Origin of the sequence: Anaerorudis cellulosivorans (genome assembly GCF_025943985.1) — a bacterium.
GTDB classification, from domain to species: domain Bacteria; phylum Bacteroidota; class Bacteroidia; order Bacteroidales; family Dysgonomonadaceae; genus Anaerorudis; species Anaerorudis cellulosivorans.
The window spans coordinates 89,091-101,657 of sequence record NZ_JAPCWE010000001.1; the positions used below are offsets into that span (position 1 = coordinate 89,091).

Consider the following 12,567-nt stretch of genomic DNA (forward strand, 5'->3'; position numbering starts at 1 on the left):
AGTCTGTTCACAAATCAAGGATATGATTTACATAATTGAACAATATAGACCTATTTTTATTTCTTGGTTATGTATGCCTGTTCAGGATGATTAATCATTTCGGGGTACAGATAAATCAATTCTCCTTCTTGTATCATCACTGCCAGATATTTTCGTTTTATATAATCATCCCCTTTATTTAAATAGAATGCTATTTCAACTGCTTTCATAGCTCGAATCGCACATAAATCTTTAATAATAGCCTTGATCTTCCCCGCATCATGCTCTCTTTGATTAAGCTGAGCTATCCGGTCAAGTAATTCTTGAGGTGGTGTACTTAATTCTTGAGGTGGTGTACTTAATTCTTGAGGTGGTGTACTTAATTCTTGAGGTGGTGCACTTAATTCTTGAGGTGGTGCACTTAATTCTTGAGGTGGTGCACTTAATTTTTCGCCTGCAATATAATACGTACTTTTCCCCTTGCCTTTCTGACTTAGTAAGCCAAAGTCTTTAAGAGTTCTAAGTTCACTACTTGCCTTTAGGGTATCACAATCGGCCATCTGCCTGTAAGTCAGATTATCTATAGCTCCAACCTCCCGAACAAATATTAATGCTTGTTTCTGACTATCAGCTAAACCATAAGCCTCAAAGGAGTTGAGCCAACTAACATCTTTTTCATTCAAGAAATGATGTAAAAGCAGTCTTGAAGTAAATTCATTACTATTTCTGTCAGAATCGAAAGTGGGTGGAGCTAAGTGAGCTTGTTCCATTAATTTACGCATAGCCCTGATGCCGGAACCCTTGGTCTCAGCTAAATTTGTTTCATGAAAAACGGCAGCGATAAAAGGATTTCGCGTTTCGCTGCCAGGTTCTCCCAAGTGTTCTTTGGATTTCAACGAATACCCCGGATTGATAATTTCGATACGATTGTCATAACGAATAACTTGTATAGGGCGATGTTCGCGATAAGAACGGTGCATTAAAGCATTAACAATAGCCTCACGAAGCACTCTGGTAGGCAAACCAAGGGGGCTTGCCTGAATACCTTCTTCAGGTAGTAAAAAGCCTTTAGGCAAATCAGACTGAATAGCATCAATTAATCGATAAATCAGGGTTAAAAGAGGTCCTCGCATATCAATAGTTGTAAATCGGTTGTCAGGATCTTCTACCCACTTGTTCCCGGGTACTCTGATATAATCAACACGCAACATGGGATAAAATGTCCTCAATGCTTTTGTTGTCCCAAAAAGCAACAAACCTGCCAAATTGAGTTCTGTTTTGTTTTCTCGATTCAAACAGCCTAATGCCTCTAACAGCTCATTATCGGTATAACTTAATTCTTCAGCTGCAGGATTCACTTTCTCCCGAAGATTTCTATATCTCTTTAGTGCATTTTCATCCACATCATTCATACTTGAACCTTTAACGGGCGTTTGGTCAAAACTGGTAGCATCCGCATAAAAGATGTGCATATCGTCTTCGGTACAACGCTGGTCAGTAGAACCAATCCGTCGATAGGCACCTGATGGCAAACCCTCTGATTTGAAATATAAAGGCTTCTGATTTTGTGGCAATTCGTTCACCTGAACTTTAATGACAGTATGTTTATTAATTTTTTCTACACTTACTTTAGGACGAATAGGCATATTGAACATAGAACTGCATCGAGACACAAAATCTCGTTGAAACTTGTCCGGATCAGAAATGTGCACTGTTTTATATTGAGGAAAAAGGCTTGTTTTATCTTCAGCTACACCCATCAAAATATAACCTCCTGCTAAACCGGGTTCATTGGAAAAAGCACATACGGTTTCCATAACGGAATGGGAACTCTCATGTCCTCCTTTGCCCTCGATCCATTCGCACTCGTCTTGTTGATTGAGCAATTCAAATAATTCTTGTGCAGTATAATTTTCCATTTTTTTAAATCACTTTCATTTCCGTTTCGGGGCTGAGTTGCTGGAGCAACTGCCGTACATTGATTTTTGCGGTATCGTCGGCAAAACCACTGTCGCGGAATACCACACGCAAAGGCTTTTCTTTGGCAATGGCTTTGATAAATGCCTCGTCGATGCCGGTATCGAAACACGCAAGGAGTGAATCTTGTGCTACCCGGAACACTTGTTTGCCGTTGATGTTAGTCCGGTCAATTTTATACGAAAGCGGAAGACCCCAATCGAGCATTACCTGCGTCAAAAGGTCGTCGGCTGTGCGATCGGGCTTGATATTGTCGGCAAACATAGCCAGCGTTTCCTGTTTGTAGTCTTGCGGACGGTAATACACATCCTTCATATTGCTGCTATCGAGGCGATAGACGCGGAATCCGTAATCCTGTGTATCTTCACCATTAGCAAACATTCCTTCTTTCTCTGCTTTTCTGCGCTTTTCTTCTTTTATTTTATTTGCAGCACGGCGGATTCGTTCTTTGCCTATTTCGCAAATATTTTTGTAGCCGGCTTTGTAAGCCTCGCTTTTCTCATCGGTTAGTTCAGGCAGTTGCACCATTATATATTTGCGCTTGCCGCCATCTTCGGCATTGAGCTGCATTACGGCATGGGCAGTAGTGGCAGAACCGGAGAAGAAGTCGAGAATAATTGAGTCCTTATCGAAATTTGTTGATGCTTTGAGTATATATTTAATTAACTCAACTGGCTTGGGAAAGCTGAATAATTTATCCTTAAACAATTCCCCGAAATCTTTTGTGCCATCTTGACTCATACCTATTTCAGCAGGGAAATTTGTACTTACTGGAATAAATCCAAACAAATCGCCAGCCTTTGCTTCGTCATCATCTTTAAAATATCTAAATACAGGCTTTGATATGTATAGAAAATCATAGTCTCCTGGAAAAACTATTTTATTTTCAGCATAATATTTCGGAAATGTATCTTCTGTCATCGCCCAAGTTCGAAGTGGGTTGGCAGGATATTTTTCACCATTCTTTGGATTTATTATAGTGAAATCACTATTAGGTCTTTCACTAGCACTTCTTTGTGTTGTTAAATCATGGATTCTCCATGGACGATTAGGCAAGTCGGGAGATTCATAATATTTTCTCGTTCCACCTTCCAGTGCTGCTATAAATTCTTTTCTTGCATAAGAAAGTACCCATTCATAATCTTGCGATACTCCAAATGGAACATCTGATTTTGCGGTTCTTTTCCGCCAAGGGAATTGTGCAACAAAATTTTCTTCCCCTAACACCTCATCACAAATTTTTCTCAGATTATGTACCTCATGGTCATCGATGGAGATAAAAATCACACCGTTATCCGATAACAGGTTGCGAGCCAGTTTCAGGCGTGGGTACATCATGGTGAGCCAGTCGGAATGATAACGTCCGGAGGTTTCGGGATTGGCTACCAGGCGTTGGTTATATTCATCAATTTGTCCGCTTTCAAAAAGCTCGGTTTCGCGGTCGATGGCAAAGTTATCTTTGTACACAAAGTCGTTCCCTGTATTGTAGGGCGGATCGATGTATATCATTTTGATTTTGCCAAAGTAGCTTTCCTGCAAAAGTTTCAGCACTTCGAGGTTGTCGCCCTCAATGTAGAGGTTTTCGGTGTTGTCGAAATCAACCGAATCTTCGCGCACCGGGCGGAGTGTTTTGGTGGTGGGCAAGTTGGCCGTAACAATGGCTTCGCGTTTACCGGGCCATTCAAGACGGTAACGTTCGCGGTTGCCTTCCACTATGTCGTGGCTCAACTCTTGCTGCAAGAGGTCGAAATCTATCTTTTTCCCTTCGGCAGTTTCGGTAACGCAGTTGGGGAAAAAGGCTGCAATTTTTTCAATGTTTTCGTTCACGAAATCGGGAGTGCTGAGGTCGAGTTTCTCTATGTTACTCATATTGTTTTATAGTTATCTATCAAAACGTTACTAATTACTAATTACTTACCAATAATTGCTTGCCAGTAATCCTTATTTGTCGGATTTTATTCGAAAACAGCATCATGCTTTTGTTTTAGCTTTATATGAGTCCACTTGAATAAGTCTTATTTATCGAAAATGTGTAAAAAATAAACTTGATAATCAAGTTTTTACAAAATTTATTTTAAGCATTTTGTACTTTTTAAAGCAGACTCTTATATTTTTTTGAAAATAGTCGTAATACGGCAAAGATAAACAATATTCACAAAAAATTAATGCTATAAGAAAAATTTGAAAATTGATAATGTTGTATGGAGGTTTGTCCTATACCGAACACTCTAAATCCGGTGCACTTGTCCCCACTTAGGAGCAAGCATGAAGCGAAGGAAGAGCGAAGAAGACCCATCCAAACCCGATAAAAAACAGCAACGGTAATTAAAATATAAAAATTACAAATTTAGCAGAAAACAAGAAGACCGGCAAGCTGAAAACCCCTGCCGGCCGAAATTGTAGCCGCGATGCTTCGCCGTCAACAAGCCGAAACCATCCTATCGGCAGGCGAAAAAATAATGAAAAGCGCAGCAACTTCAGTGAAAATGGAGCACTAACGTAATGCTTGTGCCTGGAGGACAAATGATATCGATATCAAAAAAAGTAATTTAAGGACAAACGAATGCCGCCAAGGACCGGAAAAGTGAAAAAGGGAGTGAAAGAAAGGAAATTGTTGGGATAATGCTTATGAGAGACATTAGTTCTCATTTATCTTATTCTTTTCCTTTTGATCTAATTCATTCTTTTTTAACTTGCGTATAAATAGGATCACAATAAATGTTCCAAGTAACCAACATATAATTACTTGATGATAGCGGTGTAATGGTACCGGTTATAGCGGAGCAAAGGGTACCCGCTCTAAAGCCTGTAAACATATACCGCAAAAGTAATTTATTTATTCTATCTGCGTCTCATCCACTCGCCTTTTTTTATGAAAACATTTGCATAAAATAGGCAGAAGTTACAAGATGAAAAAAAGAAAAACCATTTTCAATAATGAAAAAAAATAGGACGACCAGGTAAAACTTTCATCAAATTAAAATCGGGGAATCAACTTTGCCAAAAAACAGCCATTTTGCATGTTGCTTATTACAATTGATATTATTACGGGCCAAACGGTCATTCCCTTACTCATCTCAATTGGAGTAGCTTTAAGAAGGCCATTTAACAGCCTTGAAGGATCGCCATCTCTCAGGTGTGAGTTTTTGCTTCTGGCTCTGAGTTCATCTCAACCTGGAGCTTATTTGGCTTCACCGTGGCTTGTAAATTCAAAGTGCCTAATCAGTTAGATGACTTGAAGTTGATGTATGGCTCTCCGTCAAAAGGATCGTTTTGGGACGAAAGAAATGCACGTCCTGGATATAGGACTGTCGAGAGCACATTTATCTCAAGTAAATGGACGGAAATACCATGAACAGATGTTTATAGAAAAGCACTGTATTCCAATCCTTAACAAAAAACTGATGTGATAACGGTTGCATGTGTCAAAATAATCTTTCAATGACTATCCTGACACACCTTATTTCGTATCAAATTATCCTAAATGATTATTTTAATAATGTCATGACAAAATTTCGATAATCATCCCATTTTATGTCATTTTTCGAGATGTTAAAATGTCACAATAGCAACATATTGATTTTGGCATAATATTTGCTTATCTTATAAAAAAGGATAGAAGTTTATAGTTCCTATCCATAGAGTGTGAAACGAGAAACGAGAAACGATACGAAAATTTGAAATATATTCTGCTGGAATGAAAACAGCCGAAAAAGTAAAATACAAAGCGATTTTTCCGTTAGTTTCCCACTTTTTCAATTTATTCATCTATTAAAACTAAAAATGATGGGGAAGAATCAACATGTAGTGCCTCATAAGGGCGGATGGGCTGTAAAAGGGTCAGGGAACTCAAAAGTAACAAAAGTTACTAGTACTCAGGAACAAGCAATTGATTACGCTAGTAAAATCGCCAAAAATCAGGAGTCGGAACTAATAATCCATCGCAAAGATGGTACAATTAGAGATAGTGATAGTTTTGGAAATGATCCTTGTCCTCCACACGACACAAAACACTAACTAAAAAATCAAAACCATGGCAAATTCGCATAATCTGTTTCAGGTATTCAATACTGACTTACAAATTACAGATACAAAGAAAAATAGATTGATTAATTCAAGGGACAACCTTAGAAAAAAAATCAAAGACTACTTTACGGAGAAACATCCAGGTTATTATCCGAAATTTTTTATGCAAGGATCATACAAGATGGGTACTTTAATTAGAAGAAAAGATGATACTTGCGATATTGATGATGGTGTATACTTCAATAGTAATCCTGACGGAGTAACATGCACGACATTACAAACTTGGGTAAAAAATGCTGTGGAAGGTACAACGGATAGTATTAGTCATAGAAAGAAATGCATTACCGTTGATTATAAAGCTGATTACAATATTGATCTGCCTGTTTACTTGTTTGATAAAGATGCTGAGGATCACCCCTCTTTAGCCATAAAGGATGGTGATTGGAGAGAGGATGATCCAAAAGAAATGATTTCGGCCTTTAATAACGCTAAAGACAAAAATGGACAATTACTGAGAATAGTGCGTTATTTGAAAGCATGGTGTGATTACAAAAGGCAAAAAATGCCTAGCGGTTTAGCGATGACCGTTCTTGCTATTGATAACATTCAGACAAACGACAGAGACGATGTCGCATTGAAGTTTACATTGATTGAAATTGAAAAAGAATTGAAGAGACATTTCAAGTGTATTGTCCCTGCGACACCAAATGATGATATTTTTGCCGAATATGACGAAAGCAGAAAGAATAACTTTATGTCCAATTTAGCAGACTTTATCGCTGATGCAAAAAAAGCCGTAGACGAAGAAAAAAATCAGTTGAGAGCAAGCCATTTATGGCAAAAACACCTTGGGGAAAGATTTCCTGATGGGAAAGACGAAGACGAGGAGAAAGTTGCAGCAAGTACTATAGCACCAGTAGTCGGTGCCTCTAAGCCGTATTATGAATGATAGCTATGCAATATTCGAAAGTCAGTTGAACGATGCTTGTAATTCTTTTCAGAACCTTCGAGTAAAGTCAATTGATGGCAAATGCTACTTAAAGGGAACCCTTGATATCCTAAATACAGATAATATTTTAGTCGGAAGTTTTCTGATTGAAGTACGTTGGAGTGAGGGGTTCCCCTATCGCTTTCCAGCACTCTTTGAAGTCGGTGGTGATATTCCTTGCGAACCTGATTGGCATAAGTATAAGAATAATTCTTGTTGCGTTACAGTTGAACCTGATGAGATTCATAAATGCAAACATGGTATAACGGTTACACAATTCATATCAAACTATGCCATACCTTATTTTGCAAATCAATGTTATAAGAGAATTGAGGGAAAATATTTTGATGAGTACCCACATGGAAAAGAAGGCTTAATCAGGTATTATACAGAATTAATGGGAACTTCTGATACAAATTTATGGAGAGAATACCTAGAGCTTGCATTTGGTAAAAGACCGTTAAAAATTAAGAGGGATGACCCATGCATATGTAAAAATGGGAAAAAGTTCAAAAAATGCCATTTAAAGAGATTTGAAACACTTAGAGATATTGGAATTGTTAATATTAACAGACACTTTTCTCAAATCAGCTTATGAAAAAATTATTTATAGGATCATCATCAGAAGCAAAAAAATATGCCGAAGAGGCAAAATCTATCCTAAAGGATCATTTTGATGTCACAATCTGGTATGAAAATGCGTTGGGTTCTTCTGTTTTTAATTTAAATCAAAATTTTCTAACAGACTTGCTAAAAGCTTCACTTGAATTTGACTTTGGGATTTTAATTGGAACAAAAGATGATAAAGTCAAATGCAGAAGAACTAGAAAACTACAACCAAGAGACAATGTCATATTTGAGCTAGGTCTCTTTACAGGGCGTTTAGGAATTTCAAAGTGTGCTTTTGTTGTCGAAGAAGATGTAAAGTTACCATCAGATATCAACGGCATCACATTGGCCATTTTTGATAAACACAAAAAAGACTCATTTAAAAGTGAGATTGAAAAAGTATCGGGGCATTTTTTGCGCAGTTCTGATGAAGAAATAAATTTTTTTCCTTCAGTAACTTTGGCCTCAGTTTATTACGAAAACTTTCTACTTCCAACATGCAAGTATCTGATTGAAAATAAAGGCCTCGACTATCTTGATAAGCATTATGATAATTGTAAAGTAAATGTGATAATACCTGAGAATATTCAAGATGATGTGAATCTGCAATTCCAAAGGCTTAAACATCGATTTACAACCAAAGATACAGAAATTCAATGTGCAGGCAGACCAAGGAAAATAACAATTGAAGCAGAGGTAAGAGATGAAGCACTTATGATAATTGATTTCCCTACAATTATTTCTGGAATTAATTATGCTATTAAGAATTTATTTCCAGATGACTTTAACACAACAAGTCAAAAGTATTTATCAATATTAGGAAGAGAATTAGGTCGATTTATTTCTACATTACACAAACTACTGTCTCGTAACGAGTTTGGGGATCTAGTTGTTATCAGAAAAGAATCTGATTTGTAAACTCATTTGAAAATGGAATGCGGAATAGTTATGACTGTTTTCCATTTTCAATCCATTGAACTCAATAGATATTTCATATGCTCTTAGTTTTTGATTGGTTAAAGAAATGTAGAATAGATTTTAACTATTCCAGTTGAGCAATACCAAAGATTTTATCAGTTCTCAACGTTATTAATGTGCTACTCCGAAACAAATGAGTGTTTAGTAAGTTTATGAGTTAAGGGGGGGGGTACAGGAAGTGTAGGAAGTGTAGGAAGTGTAGGAAGTGTAGGAAAGTGTAGGAAGTGTGGGAAAGCGTAGGAAGTGTGGGAAGTGTAGGAAAGCGCAGGATTCTCCGTATGGGAGAGATTCAGCTGTGTACAACCATTAAGCGTTTTCTTCAAATCTGTCTGTTTTTCCATTTTCCGCTTCTTAAGTAAAGGGTTGACATAATCAGCAGAAAAATCCAATACAGATGTTCGGTAGTCCAGGCAATTGCAACGGATGAGCGCAGATGCACGATGATGAACCACATGTACGAAACATAAAAAACCATTGTTATCAATTCGAAAACCAATGCCGTACGCGTATTACCCGTACCCGAAACCGCGCTAAACAAGGTGCCGCCCACACTATAGAAAGGCAATGCCGAAAGCAATACATAAAGCGGCAACACCGTATCGCCGAGGAGCGAGGGGTCGTTGGTATAAATTGCAATGACGGCTTGGGGAAATATGGCTACGCAGAGAACTACGACAACAATTATCGAAAAGCTCATCAGGCAAATGCGCTTTACGAGCGAGAGCACCGCATCTTTACGTCCCGCCCCTATCGTATTGCTGACCAATGTATTGGTAGTAGCCGATAGTGCATTTGCAGGGATAGTGAGAATCATATAAAAACTCCGGACAATATTGGCGACTGCCAAAGGTCGTTCTCCCAAATAGTTTTCAATGAAAAGGAAAAACAACATCCACGTCCCGATAGAAACGATATTCTGAATCATCATGAAAATGGAAATATCGAGAATGCGTTTCATCACAGGCCAACGAAAACGGATAATGTTGAAACCGTATTTTTTGAAATCGATGTTTTTCATGAGATAGATAGCGAAAAACAACATCGATGCAATTTCTGCAATTACCGATGCAAGTGCCGCGCCACCAATTCCCATTTTGGGCATACCGAAATTTCCGAAGATGAGTGCATAATCGAATACAATGTTCACGAGCGTCATCACAATTGCATTCCAGGTCAACACTTTGGTTTGTGCTATTCCCACAAAAAAAGCACGAAACATGGCATTGGCAAAAGCAAAAAAGATTCCGAAAATTCTCCAGTCGAGATATTCGGTAACCGCACCGGCAATGCGTTTCGACTCAAAAAGCGAAGGAAACCAATGACGGGAAGCAATACTCATCAACGGAATCAATACCGCCGCAAGCATGCTTAAAAACACGATTCCCTGAATAACGATTTCGCCAATTTGTCGATAATTTTGTTCGCCATTGCGGCGTCCTATGAGGATCTGACTTCCCATGCTGAACCCAAATCCGAGTGTAAAAATGGCAATATAGAGCACCCCTGCCAATGCCGAGGCACCCAACTCCACCTCCCCTACACGACCAAGAAATGCCGTATCGATTACCTGCAAAACGTTTTGTGCAAGTAAACTTAATAAAAGTGGAGTACTGACTCTGATAATTCGCTTATTCGAATACACTTTCAGGACTATCAAAAAACCGACGACTGCTATCCACAAACGTCGGTTTTTAGTGGTTGTTTTCTATATGAACGGCCGCATCTATCCGATCTTCATCGAGCGTAACGCTGCCTTTGTAAAGCCTGTAAAGCTATCTACACCACAAAGGTAATTATTTTTTCTTTCTTCGTCTCATCGACTCGCCGTTCTTATGCAACTGTTTTCATAAAAAAGGCAGAAGTTACAAGATGGAAACAGAAAAACCATTTTCAATGGAGAACCGTAGAGAAAATGAACAAAAAATGAAAGTAAAGAATGAGAATATCATTATCTGTCTTTCCTCAATTAATTATATCGGAAAAGTTCCATGCCTGAATGTGTTCTATCCCTTCTTTCGAAGAAAAATTCACCTCATCCATTGTCACAACATATTTATCATAATTATCTTTGATGGTTTCCAAGGGAGAATATTCGCGAGCGATTACCTTTTCGTCGATAAGCATATAGCAGCATTGTATGTAGATTATCCTGTCACCTTTTCTGGCAACAAAATCGATCTCCTTGTCTCTGAAAGTGCCGATATAAACCATATACCCCTTTCTTCTCAGTTCCAAAAAAAGCAGATTTTCCAATTTGTACCCTACTCCGTAATCAAATCCCGGATAAAGATAATTCTTAAAGCACAAATCGTTAATATAATATTTATAAATACCCGACAATACCTCTTTCCCTTTGATGCTGAAACGTTCTACTTTATGAATCAAAAAGGATTGTTGGAGGTAAGAAATATAGTTTGACAAGGTATCGTAACTTGTTTTCCGTTTTTTCGATTCAAAATAGTTTAGAATGTTGGTGACAGAAATCAGGTTTGAAGCATTATTTACCAGATAAATAAACACGTCCTCAAGCAGTTTGGCATCTTTAATGTTATAACGCTGAATAATATCGTGCAATAATATGGTATCTTTTATAGCCGAAACATAATTCCGTTTAGTTTCTTCGTTAGGAAGCATAAATAATTCGGGTAAAGCACCTGTTTCCATATATTCCATATAACTCTGTCGGGATTTTTGTTTTTTCGTGATTCCCAAATATTCTGCATAGCTAAAAGGAAAAATCTCAAATTTGACATACCGACCGGATAGTAATGTTGCCAATTCCCCCGACAACATCTCGGAATTTGAACCTGTAATAAAAATTTCGCAAGGTTCTGTAAAATTCTGCGAATAGGAATTGACAAAATGCTCCCACCCCTTTATCATTTGTATTTCATCTATAAAAAGATAAAATTTTCCTTTGGGTTTAAAATAAGTTTTATAGACATTTACTGTTTCCTCCAATTCTTTGTAAGTGACCATAAAATCAAACTCTATAAATTCCTTATTGATATAAAAAATGTTTTCCGGCGAAATGCCATTGCTTATCAATTGTGAAGCTATTTGTCTTAGAATATAACTTTTGCCTACACGCCGTTGGCCGACCAATACTTTCACCAGCTTGGTATTCAGATAATCCATAATCTTATCGGTATAATCATGGCGAGGAAAACCTGTTTCCGGAACATTTCCATTCCAAAAATTATACTTGGATAATATTGCAATTTTTTCGTCCATACTCGAAAATTTCTACAAAAATACTACTTTTTTCGAGTGTACTCGAATGTTTTTCATGAAATAAAATGGGTCACCACTTCTTCTTCTCAAATCGCCTATGGAGTTGATAAAAAAATTTAGCGCGCATGAATAAAATATTCAACATTGATTTTTCCCCTTTTGCCTGCCCGGTTCCCATTTAGGCATCGATTTAATTATTCGAATGGCTTCTTCATCCAATGACGGATCGACACCTTGAACTATTTGCACATCCGTAATGCTCCCGTCTTTTCCGACAATAAAACTGCAGATTACTCTTCCTTGAATACCCTTATCCTGTGCTTCTTTCGGATAATGAATGTTTTCGGAAAGATACTTCATTAGCGCTTCTTGCCCGCCGGGAAATTGAGGCATTTCTTCTACTACAACAAATATTTCGTCGTTGTCCGTTACCTTCTGCTGTTTCTCATCCTGCACCGTTTCTTCCTGTGAAGAAACACCTCCCGGATCTTTTTCCTGTACACAGTTTGTCATCATCAACAATACGGCAAGAGGCAGTATCATCAGGTATTTTGCCAGCTTCCGCTTTGGCGATTTGTTTTTATTCATCATCATAATTCGTTGTTTTAATTGTGATACATTAAAATTATTTACTATCTGAACTGCAGTTTCATGATAAGTCAGTCGTAAAAGGTGGTACTGGTAATCGCGACTGTTTACGCCTTTACGTAAGATTTCGCTATCGGCCAGATATTCCAGATTGATGGCAATTTCTTTTTTTATTAACCACACGATCG

At 37.8% G+C, this 12,567-nt stretch carries 9 protein-coding genes; 4 read left to right on the forward strand and 5 right to left on the reverse strand.

Annotated elements, in window-relative coordinates:
- Positions 1 to 56: 56 nt before the first annotated feature.
- Positions 57 to 1,898, reverse strand: a complete 1,842-nt coding sequence (locus tag OLM34_RS00315) for an ATP-binding protein (protein ID WP_264404404.1) — start codon at positions 1,896 to 1,898, stop codon at positions 57 to 59.
- Positions 1,899 to 1,902: 4 nt separating this feature from the next.
- Positions 1,903 to 3,825, reverse strand: coding sequence for a site-specific DNA-methyltransferase (locus OLM34_RS00320; RefSeq protein ID WP_264404406.1), 1,923 nt, complete (start codon positions 3,823 to 3,825; stop codon positions 1,903 to 1,905).
- A gap of 1,917 nt (positions 3,826 to 5,742) precedes the next feature.
- On the opposite strand from OLM34_RS00320, the gene OLM34_RS00325 reads away from it, so the two are divergent.
- The 4 genes from OLM34_RS00325 to cap12 are packed head-to-tail and all read left to right on the forward strand — an operon-like array spanning position 5,743 to position 8,497.
- Positions 5,743 to 5,973: a DUF2188 domain-containing protein gene (locus OLM34_RS00325; RefSeq protein WP_264404564.1), complete on the forward strand. Its 231-nt coding sequence runs from the start codon at positions 5,743 to 5,745 to the stop codon at positions 5,971 to 5,973.
- Between the two features lie 16 nt (positions 5,974 to 5,989).
- Positions 5,990 to 6,931, forward strand: coding sequence for a CBASS cGAMP synthase (locus OLM34_RS00330; RefSeq protein WP_264404407.1), 942 nt, complete (start codon positions 5,990 to 5,992; stop codon positions 6,929 to 6,931).
- Positions 6,924 to 7,568, forward strand: a complete 645-nt coding sequence (locus tag OLM34_RS00335; RefSeq protein WP_264404408.1) for a YecA family protein — start codon at positions 6,924 to 6,926, stop codon at positions 7,566 to 7,568. Before OLM34_RS00330 ends, OLM34_RS00335 begins: the two co-directional genes overlap by 8 nt.
- Positions 7,565 to 8,497: a CBASS system CD-NTase-associated NAD(+) hydrolase Cap12 gene (gene cap12, locus OLM34_RS00340; RefSeq protein WP_264404409.1), complete on the forward strand. Its 933-nt coding sequence runs from the start codon at positions 7,565 to 7,567 to the stop codon at positions 8,495 to 8,497. Before OLM34_RS00335 ends, cap12 begins: the two co-directional genes overlap by 4 nt.
- A 379-nt stretch (positions 8,498 to 8,876) precedes the next feature.
- On the opposite strand, the gene OLM34_RS00345 is transcribed toward cap12, so the two are convergent.
- From OLM34_RS00345 to OLM34_RS00355, 3 genes are all read right to left on the reverse strand, one after another.
- Positions 8,877 to 10,199, reverse strand: coding sequence for an MATE family efflux transporter (locus tag OLM34_RS00345; protein WP_264404566.1), 1,323 nt, complete (start codon positions 10,197 to 10,199; stop codon positions 8,877 to 8,879).
- Between the two features lie 320 nt (positions 10,200 to 10,519).
- Entirely contained in the window at positions 10,520 to 11,791 is a 1,272-nt protein-coding gene (locus tag OLM34_RS00350) for an ATP-binding protein (RefSeq protein ID WP_264404410.1), read from the reverse strand.
- A gap of 138 nt (positions 11,792 to 11,929) precedes the next feature.
- Positions 11,930 to 12,562 carry a TonB family protein gene (locus tag OLM34_RS00355; RefSeq protein ID WP_413777171.1) on the reverse strand — a complete coding sequence of 211 codons (633 nt, stop codon included), beginning with the start codon at positions 12,560 to 12,562 and terminating at the stop codon, positions 11,930 to 11,932.
- Between the last annotated feature and the right edge of the window lie 5 nt (positions 12,563 to 12,567).